Source organism: Kribbella rubisoli, assembly GCF_004217145.1.
GTDB classification, from domain to species: Bacteria; Actinomycetota; Actinomycetes; order Propionibacteriales; family Kribbellaceae; genus Kribbella; species Kribbella rubisoli.
The window spans coordinates 928,344-943,582 of sequence record NZ_SHKR01000013.1 but is presented as its reverse complement, the minus strand read 5'-3'; the positions used below and the strand labels follow the sequence as shown (position 1 = coordinate 943,582).

General features: G+C 68.2%; 15 protein-coding genes. 6 read left to right on the top strand and 9 right to left on the bottom strand.

Going from position 1 to position 15,239, the window contains the following annotated elements; translation table 11 throughout:
• Window positions 1–107: 107 nt before the first annotated feature.
• Window positions 108–899 (bottom strand): L,D-transpeptidase family protein, encoded by a 792-nt coding sequence (locus EV645_RS24695; protein WP_130446310.1) that lies wholly within the window; start codon window positions 897–899, stop codon window positions 108–110.
• 91 nt (window positions 900–990) lie between these two features.
• Here EV645_RS24695 and EV645_RS24690 point away from each other — a divergent pair, with 91 nt between their 5' ends.
• Entirely contained in the window at window positions 991–1,494 is a 504-nt protein-coding gene (locus tag EV645_RS24690) for a macro domain-containing protein (RefSeq protein WP_130446309.1), read from the top strand.
• Between the two features lie 29 nt (window positions 1,495–1,523).
• Here the strand turns inward: EV645_RS24690 and EV645_RS24685 are convergent, their stop codons facing one another.
• The 3 genes from EV645_RS24685 to typA all read right to left on the bottom strand — a co-directional run bounded on the left by EV645_RS24685 (window position 1,524) and on the right by typA (window position 5,862).
• Entirely contained in the window at window positions 1,524–2,111 is a 588-nt protein-coding gene (locus EV645_RS24685) for a L,D-transpeptidase (protein WP_130446308.1), read from the bottom strand.
• Between the two features lie 204 nt (window positions 2,112–2,315).
• Window positions 2,316–3,971 carry a glutamate--tRNA ligase gene (locus tag EV645_RS24680; protein ID WP_130446307.1) on the bottom strand — a complete coding sequence of 552 codons (1,656 nt, stop codon included), beginning with the start codon at window positions 3,969–3,971 and terminating at the stop codon, window positions 2,316–2,318.
• Window positions 3,972–3,999: 28 nt separating this feature from the next.
• Window positions 4,000–5,862 carry a translational GTPase TypA gene (gene typA / locus EV645_RS24675; RefSeq protein ID WP_130446306.1) on the bottom strand — a complete coding sequence of 621 codons (1,863 nt, stop codon included), beginning with the start codon at window positions 5,860–5,862 and terminating at the stop codon, window positions 4,000–4,002.
• Between the two features lie 266 nt (window positions 5,863–6,128).
• Between typA and EV645_RS24670 the strand changes: the two genes are divergently transcribed.
• Window positions 6,129–6,764 (top strand): TetR/AcrR family transcriptional regulator, encoded by a 636-nt coding sequence (locus EV645_RS24670; protein WP_130446305.1) that lies wholly within the window; start codon window positions 6,129–6,131, stop codon window positions 6,762–6,764.
• A gap of 12 nt (window positions 6,765–6,776) precedes the next feature.
• Here the strand turns inward: EV645_RS24670 and EV645_RS24665 are convergent, their stop codons facing one another.
• The gene (locus tag EV645_RS24665; RefSeq protein WP_130446304.1) at window positions 6,777–7,733 is read right to left on the bottom strand and encodes an asparaginase; all 957 of its coding nucleotides are present in this window, start codon (window positions 7,731–7,733) and stop codon (window positions 6,777–6,779) included.
• A 46-nt stretch (window positions 7,734–7,779) separates the two neighbouring features.
• Complete coding sequence (gene ygfZ / locus EV645_RS24660; RefSeq protein WP_130446303.1) at window positions 7,780–8,772, bottom strand: CAF17-like 4Fe-4S cluster assembly/insertion protein YgfZ; 993 nt, start codon at window positions 8,770–8,772, stop codon at window positions 7,780–7,782.
• A gap of 109 nt (window positions 8,773–8,881) precedes the next feature.
• Here ygfZ and EV645_RS24655 point away from each other — a divergent pair, with 109 nt between their 5' ends.
• Window positions 8,882–9,703, top strand: coding sequence for an LLM class flavin-dependent oxidoreductase (locus EV645_RS24655; protein ID WP_130446302.1), 822 nt, complete (start codon window positions 8,882–8,884; stop codon window positions 9,701–9,703).
• Window positions 9,704–9,881: 178 nt separating this feature from the next.
• Here the strand turns inward: EV645_RS24655 and EV645_RS24650 are convergent, their stop codons facing one another.
• Window positions 9,882–11,300 (bottom strand): cation:dicarboxylate symporter family transporter, encoded by a 1,419-nt coding sequence (locus EV645_RS24650; RefSeq protein ID WP_130446301.1) that lies wholly within the window; start codon window positions 11,298–11,300, stop codon window positions 9,882–9,884.
• A 130-nt stretch (window positions 11,301–11,430) separates the two neighbouring features.
• Here EV645_RS24650 and EV645_RS24645 point away from each other — a divergent pair, with 130 nt between their 5' ends.
• Together EV645_RS24645 and EV645_RS24640 are read left to right on the top strand one after the other, a co-directional pair.
• Entirely contained in the window at window positions 11,431–12,687 is a 1,257-nt protein-coding gene (locus tag EV645_RS24645; protein ID WP_130446300.1) for a sensor histidine kinase, read from the top strand.
• Window positions 12,680–13,360 (top strand): response regulator, encoded by a 681-nt coding sequence (locus tag EV645_RS24640; protein WP_130446299.1) that lies wholly within the window; start codon window positions 12,680–12,682, stop codon window positions 13,358–13,360. The genes EV645_RS24645 and EV645_RS24640 overlap by 8 nt, the downstream gene beginning before the upstream one ends.
• Before the next feature lie 53 nt (window positions 13,361–13,413).
• Here the strand turns inward: EV645_RS24640 and EV645_RS24635 are convergent, their stop codons facing one another.
• Window positions 13,414–13,908 (bottom strand): heme-binding beta-barrel domain-containing protein, encoded by a 495-nt coding sequence (locus EV645_RS24635; RefSeq protein WP_130446298.1) that lies wholly within the window; start codon window positions 13,906–13,908, stop codon window positions 13,414–13,416.
• A gap of 212 nt (window positions 13,909–14,120) precedes the next feature.
• Here EV645_RS24635 and EV645_RS24630 point away from each other — a divergent pair, with 212 nt between their 5' ends.
• A complete protein-coding gene (locus EV645_RS24630; RefSeq protein ID WP_130446297.1) occupies window positions 14,121–14,483 on the top strand; it encodes a DsrE family protein in 363 nt (120 codons plus the stop codon).
• Window positions 14,484–14,645: 162 nt separating this feature from the next.
• On the opposite strand, the gene EV645_RS24625 is transcribed toward EV645_RS24630, so the two are convergent.
• Window positions 14,646–15,239: hypothetical protein (locus EV645_RS24625; protein ID WP_198681821.1), on the bottom strand; the 594-nt coding region annotated here is incomplete at its 5' end.

Sequence of the window (15,239 nt, the reverse complement as noted above, 5' to 3'; positions counted from 1 at the left end):
GATGCGGGCGGGGCGGTCGGTCGTCGGCGCACGGGGTCATCCCCTCGTGTTGGGGGTTCTCCCCTCGCACACCAGCAGAGAACCCCCAAGACGAGGGGATAACCCGGTTACGAGCGGTAGACGATGACCTTGTCGCCGACGTGGACCTCGTCGAAGAGGATCTTGATCTTGGCGAGGTCACGGACGTTCACGCAGCCGTGGGACGCGCCGTTGTAACCACGCGCCGCGAAGTCCGACGAGTAGTGCACCGCCTGGCCGCCGCTGAAGAACATGGCGAACGGCATCTTCGAGTCGTACAGCTTCGAGACGTGGTTCCGGCTCTTCCAGCCGACCGTGAAGCTGCCCTCGCGGGTCGCGGTCTTCACGGCGCCGAACCGGACATCCATCTGCATCTTCACGACGCCGTCGACGACGTACCGCAGCTTGCGGGTGGTCTTGTCGATGCACAGCGCCACACCGGTCGCGCAGCGCGCGTCGAGCTTCTTGCCGTTCACCACGGGTGCCGGCGGATACAGCTCGGTCTGGGTCGGCACATGCGTGACCTTGGCCAGCTGGTCCAGTGTGTTCTGGTCGACGTACCCGAGCTCGGGGATGCCCTTGGATTTCTGGAACTTCTTCACCGCGGACCGCGTCATCGTGCCGAAGTCGTTGTCGAGGTACTTCTTCTCGAGCAGCTTCAGCTGCACCAGGCGCGCCTCGACCTTGCGGACGTTCGTCCCGCTGGAACCGTTCTTCCACAGCGCCTTCGGGTAGATCGGCAGCTCGCCGCTGACCTCGAACGGCACCGTCTTCAGGTCCGACGAGGTCGCCGTCGCCACAGTTCCAGAACTCAGGAGTGTCGCAATCACGCCGCCCACGATCAGCGTGCTCAGTGCCTTGCGAATGATCAGCCCACGCATCGGACACCCCTCTGCTAGCCCCGTTCCTACACTTGTAGGACGTCCTCACGGCCCATTTGGTTGGCGCCTCAGCGTACCGGAGGAACCGCGCATGGAGATCGTTCTGAGCACCGCCGACATCACCACGGTGCCCGCGGACGCGATCGTGAACGCCGCTCATCACGCGTTGCGCGGCGGTGGCGGCGTCGACGGCGCGGTCCATCGGGCCGGTGGTCGCGAGATCCTCGCGGAGCTGATCGAGCGGTACCCGAACGGCACACCTACGGGTACGGCGGTGTGGACGACGGCCGGCGCGCTACCGGCGTCGTACGTGATCCACGTGGTCGGACCCAACTACCTCGCGGGGCAACGGGATCCGGCGCTGCTCGAGTCCTGCTACCGCAACGCGTTGCGGATCGCGGACGAGCTCGGCGTGAAGACGATGACGCTGCCGGCGGTCTCGGCCGGGATCTACGGGTGGCCGGCCCGATCCGCGGCGGAGATCGCCGTCGAGACGTTGCGCAGTACGCCGACAAACGTTGCCCAGGGCACCTTCTGCCTGGTGGAGCCGCGGCTGTACAAGGCGTTCCGGAACGCGACAGCGGCCGGGGAGTAGCTCCCCGGCCGCTGTCCTGAACACTCAGCTCACTTGCTGTAGACGACAACCTTGTCGCCGACGTGCACCCGTGCGAACACCCAGGCGATCTTGTTCTTGTCGCGGACGTTCACGCAGCCGTGCGAGGCGCCGTTGTAGCCGCGGGCCTTGAAGTCCGACGAGTAGTGCACGGCCTGACCGCCGCTGAAGAACATCGCGTACGGCATCTTCGAGTGGTACAGCGAAGAGACGTGGTTCTTCGACTTGCGGTAGACCTTGAAGACGCCGCTGCGGGTCGGCGTCTTCATCGCGCCGAACCGGACGTCCATGACCTGGACCGGCTTGCCGTTCACCAGGTACACCAGCTTGCGGGTCTTCTTGTTGATGCAGAGGACCCGGCCCTTGGTCACGCACCGCCGGTCGATCTTGTACTTGGCGATGAGCTTGCTGGTGGACGAGGCCGGGGCCTTCGTCACCGCCTTCGGCGGCAGACCCGCCGGCTTCGGCGCCGTGGCCGACTTCTGCGCCGACCCCGCAACCTGGGTGGCGGCGTCAGCCGAGGTGGTCGCCGACAGCGCCCCGACGCCCACGAACGCAACGGCCGTCAGAGTTGCGCAGACCTTACGCAGGATGCCCATGTTCCCCTTGTCCTTCCCCCAAAGAATGCTTCCACAAGACAGACGTCGCCGCATGGCGTCTGGTTGGTAACGAATCAGAACTTCTTCCCCCACCGGCGACCGAGAATTATGTATCACACCGATGTAGTTGCGGTCGCGCGCTGTGAGCCACCGTGTCCACTTCGTGCCCTACGCGTTTCCCAGTAGCCACTTACGCCACAGGAGCTACTTGCCGATCAGCGCTTGCAGCCGGCGCAATACCTCCGGAGCGCCGAGCGCCTGGGCCGTCGCGTGCAGGTCGGGACTCCGCGTCGCACCGGTGATCGCGACGCGCACGAGCTGCGAGGCCTCGCGGATCGAACCGGCGTACGCATCCGGATCCTTCTTGTACTCCTTGGCGTTCGGCGCGAATCCGTGCTTGGCGGCGAGCGAACGGATCTGGTCGAACCACTCCTGCGGGTCCTCGCGATGCTCGTACCCGGCCACCAGATCGGCCGCGAAGGCCGTGGTGACGTCCGATGCAACGCCGAGCGGCACGAGGCGCTCGTCCGTCGGACCGTCGACGGGGACGAACAGCTCGGTGAAGAAGAAGCCGTACGCCGAGCGGAAGTCCGACCACTTGCGCAGGTCCTTGCGCGGGTTCTCGACGCCGTCGCGCTCGACCGCGAGCGCCCGCAGCGCGAGCTCCTTCTCGGTGTCCAGCACCGGCACGAGCTCCGCGTCGTACTCCGTCGCCCACACGCGCACCGCGTCGAGGATCTGCTGACCGCTGAGCGTCGCGATGTAGTCGGCGCTGATGTCTTCGAGCTTCACCAGGTCGACGAGCGGACCGGCAACGCCGCACTGGGCCAGATCGATCGGCGTCGTCAGCGCATCCGCCAACGGCATCTCCGCGAGCCGGCCGTTGGCCAGGCCGCGCAGGTAATACAGGACTGCGTCCGCGGGATACCCGGCGCCGATGTAGAAGTCGACACCGGCCTCGGGGTCCTTCCGCTTCGACAGCTTCCGCTTCCCGCCCGGGATCTGCTTCATCAGCGGCGCGACGTGCGCGTAGGTGATCGGCTCGAACTCGAGCGCCGCGAACAGCTGCTGGTGCAGCGGAACCGACGAGATCCACTCGTCGCCGCGGATCACCAGGTTCACCCGCATCAGGTGGTCGTCGACCGCGTGTGCGAAGTGGTACGTCGGAAGGCGCGGCGACTGGTCCGACGACTTCAGGATCACCGCGTCGTTGCGATTCGCCTCGTGTTCGAGCCGGCCGCGGATCGCGTCGACGAAGCTGGTCCGCTGCCCGTCGGCGTCATCAGGCGCCCGGAAGCGCACGACGTACGGCACACCTTCGTCGAGCTTCGCCTGCACGTCGGCCGGATCGGCGTTGCGCCACAGCGCGTACTTCCCGTAGTACCCCGTCGGGACCTTCGCGGCCTGCTGGCGGGCGGTGATGTCGGCGAGCTCGTCCTTGGTCGCAAAACACAGGTACGCCTTGCCCTGCCGGAGCAGGTGCCGCACGAAGGTCAGATAGATCTGCTCGCGCTGCGACTGCACGTACGGCCCGTACGAGCCCTGGCGCCGGTCCTCGTCGGAGCTGATGCGGAAGTAGGAGAAGGCGCGGTCGAACTGCTCCAGCGCGCCCTCGACCTCACGAGCCTGGTCGGTGTCCTCGACCCGAACCAGATACACACCCTTGGAGTCCGTCGCGACGTCCCGATCGATCATCGCTGTGTAGATCCCGCCGATGTGCACAAACCCGGTAGGCGAAGGCCCGAACCGCGTTACCTTCGCCCCTTCCGGAAGCTCGCGCACCGGATACTGCCCCTCCCAGTACTCCGGCTCCGGAAGCTCACTCGGAAACAGCACGTCAACAACCGCACGATCCACCATGGCTCGGTGTCTTCCTTCTCGCTGGAGGCTAGCTCTTGTTCTTGCGGCCCAGCTTGGAGCGCTCGATCTGGGTGAGGGCCACCTTGCGCATCCGGATCGCGTCCGGCGTGACCTCGACGCACTCGTCCTCGCGGCAGAACTCCAGCGACTGCTCGAGGGACAGCTTGCGCGCCGGCACCAGCTTCTCGAACTCGTCCGCGTTCGAGCGGACGTTCGTCATCTTCTTTTCCTTGGTGATGTTGACGTCCATGTCGTCGGAGCGCGAGTTCTCGCCGACGATCATGCCCTCGTACACCTCGGTGGCCGGCTCGACGAACATCGTGCCGCGCTCCTGCAGGTTGATCATCGCGTACGACGTCGCGGCGCCGGCCCGGTCCGAGACCAGCGAGCCGGACGGGCGGGTGCGCAGCTCGCCGAACCACGGCTCGTACCCCTCGAACACGTGGTGGGCGATGCCCGTACCGCGGGTGTCGGTGAGGAACTCGGTGCGGAACCCGATCAGGCCACGCGCCGGGACCAGGAACTCCATCCGGACCCAGCCGGTGCCGTGGTTGGTCATCTGCTCCATCCGGCCCTTGCGGACGGCGAGCAGCTGCGTGACGGTCCCGAGGTACTCCTCCGGGCAGTCGATCGTCAGCCGCTCGACCGGCTCGTGCCGCTTGCCGTCGATCTCACGGGTGACCACCTGCGGCTTGCCGACGGTCAGCTCGTAGCCCTCGCGACGCATCTGCTCGACCAGGATGGCCAGCGCCAACTCACCACGGCCCTGCACCTCCCAGGCGTCCGGACGCTCGGTCGGCAGCACCTTCAGCGACACGTTGCCGACGAGCTCGCGGTCGAGGCGGTCCTTGACCAGCCGCGCCGTCACCTTGGTGCCCTTGGCCCGCCCGGCCAGCGGCGAGGTGTTGGTGCCGATCGTCATCGAGATGGCCGGCTCGTCCACGGTGATCAGCGGCAGCGGCTTCGGGTTGTCCGGGTCGGTCAGGGTGTCGCCGATCATGATCTCCGGGATACCCGCGATCGCGACGATGTCGCCCGGGCCGGCCGAGTCGCCGGGAACGCGCTCGAGCGCCTCGGTGACCAGCAGCTCGGTGATCTTGACCTTCTGGATCGAGCCGTCGTGACGGCACCACGCGACCTGGGCGCCCTTCTTCAGCGTGCCCTCGTGCACCCGGACCAGCGCGAGCCGGCCGAGGAACGGCGAGGCGTCCAGGTTGGTGACGTGGGCCTGCAGCGGCGCGTCCTCGGTGTACTCCGGCGCCGGCACGTTGTTCAGGATCGTCTCGAACAGCGGCTCGAGGTCCTCGGAGTCCGGCATCCCGCCGTCGGCCGGCTGGGTCAGCGACGCACGGCCGGCCCGCGCGGACGCGTAGACGACCGGGAAGTCCAGCGCGCCCTGGTCGGCGTCGTGGTCGAGCAGGTCGAGGAACAGCTCGTAGGTCTCGTCGACGACCTCGGAGATCCGGGCGTCCGGACGGTCGACCTTGTTCACCACCAGGATCACCGGCATCTTGCGCGCCAGCGCCTTGCGCAGCACGAACCGGGTCTGCGGCAGCGGACCCTCGGAGGCGTCCACCAGCAGCACGATCGCGTCCACCATCGACAGGCCGCGCTCGACCTCACCACCGAAGTCGGCGTGACCGGGGGTGTCGATGATGTTGATCGTCATCTGCTCGCCGTTGGCCATCTTGTGCCGGACGGCGGTGTTCTTGGCGAGGATCGTGATGCCCTTCTCACGCTCCAGGTCGCCGGAGTCCATCGCCCGCTCGTCGACGTGCTGGTGGGCTCCGAAGGCACCCGACTGCCACAGCATCGCGTCGACGAGGGTGGTCTTCCCGTGGTCGACGTGGGCCACGATCGCGACATTGCGCAGGTCGTTACGGACAGGCATGAGGAAGCGCTCCAAGCAGTCAGGTGGGTTCAGGGCGGTGGCTACGGCTGGTTCACGTGCCACTCGACACAGGGCGCAGCGCCTCCATCCTACCGGTTACTGCGCGTGTCCCACGAACCGGGCAGACCTTTGACATTTGTTGACTGGACGTCCAGTCTATAGATGGCGCCTGGGGAGGGGCCGTAACACGGGGGGTCAGCCCCGAGGCGCCGGGCAGAGGATGGGGGTCGCCCGGCGCTTCAGGGCCTCGACCAGGAGAGGAATCCGTGCCGCGATCGGCCACCGTCAACCAGGAGATGCGCGAACGCTCCCGCGAGCGCATCCTGGCGGCGGCTCTGGAGGTCTTCGCGGCGAACGGCTACGAGGCCGCCTCGATCTCCGACATCACCACCGCGGCGGGCGTCTCCCGCGGCCTGGTCTCGTACTACTTCGCCACCAAGGAACAGCTCGCCGCCGAGCTCCTGGACCGCTGGCTGGACGGCATCGCCGGCATCCTGACCATCGAGGGAACACCGGATGAACGTCTGGCCGGCATCATCGACGGCGCCCTGATGGCGGCCGCGACCACGCTGCACATCCAGCGGCTCGCGATCAGCCTGATGATGCTGCCGACCACCCACGACGTGTTCGCCCGCGTCGAGCAGGCCAAGTCCGACCGGCTGTCGCTGGTCGAGGACGCGATCCGCGACGTCTTCGCGGCCCGCGGCGCCGCGGACCCGGCCGTCGAGGAAATGTTGCTCAGAGCAACATTGGAGGGCGTCACGGTCAAGCTCGCGATCTACCGCGAGACCTTCCCGCTCGAGGCGATCCGCCGCCGCCTGTACGCCGGGTACAACCTGCCGGCCCCGGCCGCATCGCTCCCGATCGTGTCGCCCGCAGTCGACCGTCTACGCGCCAAGTGACCGGCGCCCGGGTCAGCTGAACGAAGGCGCGTGGGGGCGGACGGCGCCGACGATGTTGTCGCCGCCGGTGAGTTCGAAGTGAAGGTGGTTCTCGATCGTCTCGTTGGTGATGCCGAGGCGCTGGAGGGTTGCGGCCATCACGACCTTGCGGGCGCGTGGCGTACCGTCCTCGAGCTTCAGCGCGATCCCGGTGCCGTCCGCCAGGCCGACGGCGTACACGCCCTCAGCACCCGCCTTGCAGAACAGACCCTCGGTGGCTCGCATCAGCTCGGCCTCGTCGCGCGTACTCCCGCTGGCGTACTCCGGGTGCGCGCGGAACGCATCGGCGATCCGGCCCTCGTTGGTCTCCGGGGCCGCGCCGGCGAACAGACCGAACGAGCGGGCCAGGCCGGACAGCGTGAGCGCGAAGATCGGCGCGCCGCAGCCGTCGACCGCGACGTACGACGCCTTCTCGCCGGCGGTGTCCTCGATCGCGGTGCGGATCTCCTTCTGCAGCGGGTGATCCGGCGACCGGTACGTCGTGAGGTCCCAGTCGTTGAGCTTGCTGGTCAGCAGCATCGCAGCGTGCTTGCCCGAGCAGTTCATCACGACCCGCTCCTTGCCGTGACCGGCCTTGACCCACGCGTCCCGGGTCTCGTCGTCCAGCGGGTACGCGACAGGCGTCAGCAGCGCGCTCTCGTCGAGACCGGCCGTCGCGAGGATCTTCCGTACGCCGTCCAGGTGGAACTGCTCACCGGAATGCGACGCGCCTGCGAGGGCGAGCAGCTCGTCGGTGAGCGGCAACCCGTTGCGGAGCATACCGAGCGCCTGCATGGGCTTGTTGGACGAGCGCGGGAACATCGGCTCGTCCACGATGCCGACGGACCAGTCCACACTGCCGTCGGGACGCGTCACCACGACGGAGCCGCGGTGGTGGCCTTCGACGAAGTCGCTGCGGACGACGTCGGCCAGGATCACAGGTTCGGTCACGGCTGAACTGTACAGGTGCAAAACGCCGTGTTGCGAATGATTCCCCTCACAGCCGCGAGCGCACGTGCAGCCCGGCCTCGGGGTCGACGAGAAGCTCCTGGCTCGCCTTCACCGTCGGCTGGTCCTCCGCCACCACGTCGAGCACGGCTTCGGGGTCGACGTTGCGTTTCACGACAGCCAGTGCAATCGGCCCGAACTCGTGATGCCGAGCCGCCGACCCGATGACTCCGACCTGCTTCTCCCCTGCCAGTACGGCGTCGCCGTGCTGCGGCAGGCGGTCCACCGAACCGTCCAGGTGCAGCCGGACCAGCCGCCGCGGCGGCCGGCCGAGGTTGTGCACCCGCGCGACCGTCTCCTGCCCGCGGTAGCACCCCTTGTTCAGATGTACGCCGACCCCGAGCCAACCGAGCTCGTTCGGAATCGCGCGCTCGTCGGTGTCCAGCCCGAACCGCGGCGCCCCGGCCTCGATCCGCAGCGCCTCGTACGCCCAGACGCCTGCGGCCACGCCCTCAAGGTTGGCCAGCTCGACGCGCGGCAGGAACACCTCATGCCCGCCCAACGAGTCCTCACCTGCGCGCGTCAGGTGCTCGCCTTCCGCAGTACCTGACCGCCAGATGATCGCGTAGTCGTCAGTCACATCCGCAATCTCCACGCGGGACATGAAGACCATCTTCTGCAGCCACTCGATCAGCGCCTCAGCGGCCCCAGGCTCCGTGTGCAACCAGAAGGTCTGACCGTCGTCCACGCCGTACATCACGTGCTCGACGTGACCAGTCGGCGAGAGCAGCAGCGCGGTGGTCGACGTACCGGGCTTGAGGCCCTCGAAGAACTGCGTGGTCAGCGCATGCAGCCACGTCAGCCGGTCCGGTCCGGTGATTGTGACCACGTCGCGGTGCGACAGGTCGACGAACGCCTCACCGGCGACCAACGCCCGCTGTTCGCGGAGATCCGAGCCGTAGTGCGCGGCGACACCGGCGTCGAGTCCGTCGGCCTCGACCGCGCCGGGCCGGTCCAGCAGGGGGCTGCGCTTGCGTGACATGTCACCAGAGTACGTCGCTCGGCGTACGGCGAACGCCTCCCGTCGTGGGATGTGGACAGACCCCCGGCGCAGGGAGGCTGGAGGCATCAAACGACGGAGGGACAGGGCGATGAGCGACAGGCGGTTCCGGTTCGGCGTGGCGGGGAGCCCGACGACCGGTGAGGAGTGGGTGAAGACGGTCCGGCAGGCGGCGGATCTCGGGTACTCGACCGTGCTCATGCCGGACGGCCTCCAGCTCCCCGCGCCGTTCTCTTCGCTGGCGATGGCGGCCGCGGTCGCGGACATCCGCGTCGGCACGTTCGTCGCGGCAGCACCGCTGCGTACGCCGCGGCAGGCTGCCTGGGAGGCGCACACGCTGACCGTGCTGACCGACGGGCGGTTCGAGTTCGGCATCGGGACCGGTCGGCCGGTCGCGGAGCAGCAGACGGCCGAGATCGGTCTGCCGTGGGGAACGGCGCGCGAGCGGCGGGAGCAGGTCATCGCAACCCTCGATCTGCTGCGTGAGCTCGACGGCGATCGTCGTACGCCGATCATGCTTGCCGCCGGCGGGCCGAAGGCGCTCGCGCTGGCAGCCTCGCGGGCGGACATCGTCTCGATCGCCAAAGACGCCACGACACCTCGCTCGGAGGTTGCGGCCGTCGCGCGGGAGTTGCGTTCGCTGGCCGGCTCGCGCGCCGACGACATCGAGCTCGCGATGAACCTGCTCGCCGCCGGCACCCGCCCGCTGCCGCCCTGGACGAAGCGGGCCTCCGGCGTCGACCCCGACGAGCTCGAGGCGATGGACTCGCTGATGCTGCTCCGCGGTACTCCGCAGCAGATGGCCGACGAGCTCCTCCGCCGCCGCGACGAGATCGGCGCCAGCTACATCAGCATCAACGCGGGCTACCTCGAGGACTTCGCTCCCGTCATCGAGCTGCTCGACGGGAAGTAGCGGATCACCAGGCCATCACAATCCGCGCCTGACGCGGTCGCGCCGCGAGGGACGCCGCCCGGGCGGCGATAGTGATGGCCTGGGGATCCGCAAACACAGCGCTGCCCGCCGGTCTGTGGCCCGGCGGGCAGCGCGTGGAGGGGTGGGAAGTGGACCAGGTGGGTGGCGGTTCGGCGGACTAGCTGTCGGTTTGGCGGGTGCCCGCCGGGCCGACGCCGGCGGGGCCGGCTCCGACGCTTGCCTCGCCGGTGCCGACACCGGCCGGGATGTCGCCGGCGTGGGTGTCGCCGGCGGCGAAGGCGACCTCGTCGAACGGGTCGTTGCCCGCGAACACCTGCTGGGCCTGTTCCTTGTCGAACTCGCCGACCCAGTGCCCGACCAGGACCGTGGCGACCGCGTTGCCGGCGAAGTTCGTCAGCGCCCGAGCCTCGGACATGAACCGGTCGATACCGACGATCAGACCGACGCCGTCGAGCAACTCCGGCCGGTGCGACTGCAGACCGCCGGCCAGCGTGGCCAGGCCGGCGCCGGTGACACCGGCGGCGCCCTTCGAGGCGACGATCATGAACACCAGCAGGGAAATCTGCTGTCCGATCGAGAACGGCTGGTCCATCGCTTCGGCGATGAACAGCGACGCCATCGTCAGGTAGATCGCGGTGCCGTCCAGGTTGAAGGAGTAGCCGGTCGGAACCGTGATACCGACGACCTCCTTGCTGACGCCGACGTGCTCCATCTTGCCGATCAGCCGCGGCAGCGCGGTCTCCGACGACGAGGTCGACACGATCAGCAGGAACTCCCGGCCGAGGTACCGCAGCAGCTGGAAGATCGAGACTCCGGTGACCACTCGCAGAATGGTGCCGAGGACAACGATCACGAAGAGCAGACAGGTGATGTAGAAGGCCACCATGATCATCGCGAGGCTGCGCAGCGCCTGGCCGCCGGCGGCGCCGACAACGGTCGCGATGGCACCGAACGCGCCGACCGGGGCGGCCCACATGATCATCGACAGCACCTTGAACAGCAGCCGCTGGAGGTGGCCGATGCCGTTCAGGATCGGCGTACCCTTGCTGCCCATCGTCTGCAGGCCGAAGCCGACCAGCAGGGCGACGAAGACGGCCTGCAGCACCTGACCCTCGGTCAGCGAGGACAGGATGGTCTTCGGGATGATGCCGAGCAGGAAGTCGGTGGTGCCCTCGTGCGCGCCGGCGGCCTGCTGCTGGCCGGTCTTGCGCAGCGCGTCGGTGAGGTTCAGGCCGGAACCGGGCTTGACCAGGTTGCCGACGACCAGGCCGATGGCGAGCGCGACCGTCGACATCACCAGGAAGTAGACGAGCGCGAGACCTCCCACCTTGCCGACGCTGGCGGCCTTGCGGACCGAGCCGATACCGAGCACCAGGGTGCAGAAGATGATCGGGCTGATCATCATCTTGATCAGGTTCACGAACCCTGTGCCGAGCGGTTTCAGCTCGACCGCGAAGTCCGGGAACAGGAACCCGACACCGATGCCGAGCAGAACGGCGACGATGACGGCGATGTAGAGGAAATGGGTCCGGTCGTTGCGGACCGGAGTCGGTCGGGGTTCGATCTGGCTCGACATGGTGGGACTCCCGGTATCGGCCTGGCGGAGGGGTGTTGGGGACTTGGTGAGTAACTGTGACGTGACGCACAGGAGAAGTGCACGTTTCGTTCATATCGTTCGCAGTACGGATTAGAGGCAAACTGTCCGCATGCGACACCGACCGTGGGAGCTGCGCCGCCAGGTTCTCTGGCTGCAGACCGTCACGGTCACCGTCCTGGTCGCGATGGTCTGGATCACGATCGTCAGCAGATCCCGCGCCCAGGCAGTGCGGGACGCCGCGGCCGGTGGGCTGCCGGCACCGAGCTGGTGGGAGCTGGCCCGGCTCGATCTGCGCTCGATGCTCGGGATCGCGAGCCTGATGCTCGGGGTCGCGATCGCCGGCAACGCGCTCGTCACCTGGCGGGTACGTCGGGCAACGCGCGGCATGGGCACGCAGTCGCTGGCGCGGATGCTCGACTTCTACGAAGGCGTGCTGCACGCGGCCCGTGAGGGCTTGATCCTGCTGGACCTCGACGGACGGGTCCAGCTCGCGAACGACGAGGCGCTGCAGCTGCTCGGGTTGCGCTCCGTTGCGCCAGGCACGCCGTTGGAGGAGCTGCATCTCGGCGCGCCCCTCGCCGAGCTGCTCGGGACCGGGCGTACGGCGTACGACGAGCTCCATCTCGGCGCGCAAGGCGTTGTCGTCGTGAACCAGCAGCCGTCGGGCCGCGGGCGGATCGTCACGCTGCGAGATCACACTGAGTTGCAGCGGTTGCTCGGCGAGCTGGACGCCGTACGGAGTCTGGCGGAATCGCTGCAGGCGCAGAACCACGAGGCGTCGAACCGGCTGCACACGGTGGTCAGCCTGATCGAGATCGGTCGGCCGGAGCGGGCGCGGGAGTTCGCGGTGTCGGAGCTGCAGTTCGCGCAGGCGATGACGGACCGGGTCGTCGGTACGGTCGGGGATCCGGTGCTGGCGTCGTTGCTGTTGGCAAAGTTGGCGCAGGCGCAGGAGCGCGGTGTGGTTCTGTCGCTCGACCTCGGGCAGGAGCAGCTGAACACGCGGCTACCGGCGCAGGACGTGGTCACGGTGGTCGGAAACCTGCTGGACAACGCGATCGAGGCCGCGCGGGGCGGGCCGGCGCCGCGGAAGGTGGAGTTCCGGGCGGCCGCCTTGCCCGGCGCGATCGACCTGATCGTGACCAATACCGGGGCCGAGCTGGGATCGGTGGAGTTGGCGCACATGTTCGAGCGCGGGTGGTCGACCAAGGCCGAGCCCGGGCACGGGTTGGGGCTCGTGCTGGTGCGGAGCACGGTCGAGCGGTGGCAAGGTTCTCTGATGGTTGATCCGGATTCCGAGCTGGACGAAGTACCGGCGCTGACCGTGCGGGTGCGGTTACCGCGGGCGGTGGGCGCGAGTGCCTGACCCCCTCCGCGTCCTCGTCGTCGAGGACGATCCCGTTGCCGCGGAAGCCCATCGCACGTACGTCGATCGCCTGCCGGGCTTCGCTTGCGTGGGAATCGCCGGTACGGCGGGACGCGCGTTGCAGGTGCTCGCCCGCGGCGACGTGGACGTCGTACTGCTCGACATGCATCTGCCCGACGGACACGGGCTGGACGTCGTACGGCGCATGCGTGCTCTTGGCAACCAAACGGATGTTGTCGCGGTGACGTCCGCGCGCGAGGTCGCCGCCGTACAGGCCGCTGCGCGGATCGGGGTCGTCCAGTATGTGCTGAAGCCGTTTGCCTTCGAGACGTTGCGGGATCGGTTGTCGGCGTACGCGCGGCAACGCCGGGCGGCTGAGGCGGGACAGGTCGTCGCGGATCAGGACGAGGTCGACCGTTTGTTGCATCCAGCAACGGTCTCGTCGGTGCCGAAGGGGTTGGCCGGCTCGGTGCTGGACCGCGTCGTACAACTGCTCGCGGACCGCGAGGGGTGGACGGCGGAGGAGGTCGCCACGTCGTTGGGCACGTCGCGCATCACGGCCCGGCGCTACCTGGAACACCTGGCTGACCAGGGACAGGCGCTACGGACCCAACGCTACGACGGCCGCAGCGGGCGTCCCAAGGTCGAATACTCCTGGGTCGCCGAGAGCTGAGCCGCTTGCCCGAGTGTTTGCCCGAGTGACTGCCGGGGCTGCTTGGTGGGGGCTTAGGCGCGGACGAGGGTGGCCCAGAGGTGGGGCTGGAGTGCCTGGCCCTCGGCTGCCATGTCGTACGCCCAGAGCAGTTCGCCGTTGACCAAGCCGTAGAGGCGGTGGCCCGCGGTGACCTCCTTCGCGCTGACGGTGCGCGCGACGACGTCGGTCTGCAGCTCGATCTTGGCGCCGTCGATGTCGCCGTACCAGATCTCGGCGAAACCGGTCGGATGCGCCAGGATCACCTCGACCTTGTTGTCCGGCTGCGGCCGCCAGAACCCGGTCTCGACCGCGAGCGGGCGCTCCTTGGTGCCGTCCTCGCCGACGACGAACGTCTGACTGACGTAGTGCAGGTACGGCTTGCCGTTGTGGCTGAAGTCGATCTGCTGCCCGAACTCGAACTTCTCGATCGTCGGGTAGTCGCCGTGCCCGCGCCCCTCCCACCGACCGAGCAGCCACGCCAGCGGCATCAGGTCCGGGTGCAGGTCCTGCGGAATCTCGAACGCCATCGAATCACTCAGCCCGCGTTGCGGCCGCGATACAGCCGGTAGACGACAAACGCCGAGAACCAGCCCATGAACACACAGACCAGCACCAGCAGCGAGGTGAAAACAACATGCAGCACGGGCCCCACTCTAGAGGATCTCACCGCCGTCGCCCCGCCTCCCTCGACGTGACCTCCCGCACCCACGTTCCCCGCGGCTTCGGTTAGCGTGGCGGGATGTCCCGCACGCTGGTGATCAAACTGACCGCAGGCGCCGAGGAACCCGAGCGCGCCAACCAGGCCTTCACCGTCGCCGCCACAGCCGTAGCGGCCGGCGCCACGGTCTCCCTCTGGCTGACCGGCGAGGCCGTCTGGTTCGCCGTCCCCGGCCGCGCCGAGTCCTTCGACCTGCCCCACGCCGCCCCACTCGCAGACCTGCTGACCGCAGTACTGGAAGGCGGTCAACTAACCGTCTGCACCCAATGCGCCAAACGCCGCGACCTCACCCAACCCGACCTCCGCCCCGGCACCCGCCTAGCCGGCGCCCCCACCTTCACCGAAGAAATCCTCACCGAAGCCACCCAAGCCATCGTCTACTAACCACAAACTGGTGTGCCGGCGGGGCTTCCTCGGGACGCCGGAAGCCGGGTCAGCAGCCGGTCGAAGGCCGGCAGGTGCGGCACGGGCCGGGGATGTTGTTCGGGAGAATGGAGAGGTCCCCCGCCGGTAGTGATTGGCGGGGGACCGTGGGGTGGTTGGTGGTTAGCGTTCGCGGCCGGTGTCGTCTCGGCCTCGGTCGCCGCGGTTGCGGTCCTGGCCGCGTTGCTGGGCCGGGGTGCCGGGGCGTTCGCTGGTGGCTACGCCGCCGCCTTCGCGGCTGGTTGCGCCGGCGGCGGGGGCTTGGCCCTGCTGGGTGCGCGTCAGTGTGTCACGCTCGCCCGGTGGGATCTCGCTTCCCGGCTGGTTCGGGCCGCTCTTCGCCCGTTGTTCGTCGAGCACCGGCTCCTCGGCGGGTGGGCGCCATTGGCTCTGGGCTTGGCTTTCCTGACCGCTCTGGCCTTGCTCATCGGAACCGAGCGAGGCGCTCTGGTCGACGCCCGACTGGGCAGCGTTGCCAACCTGCTGGGCATTCAGCTGCTGCCCTGCCTGGTTTGCGTTCTGCTCACCCATACCTTGCTCGGACGCCTGCACCTGCTGCTGTCCTTGCTCGGGCGCTTGGACCTGCTGGGGCTCCGGCGCTGCAACCTCAGGCTCCTGCCCAGACAACTGCTGGTCCGGACCGGCCGTCTGCTGGGTCTGCGTCAGGTCGTCTTGCTGCTCACCCTCAGCACCGATGGTCTGGCTGCGTACGGCGCC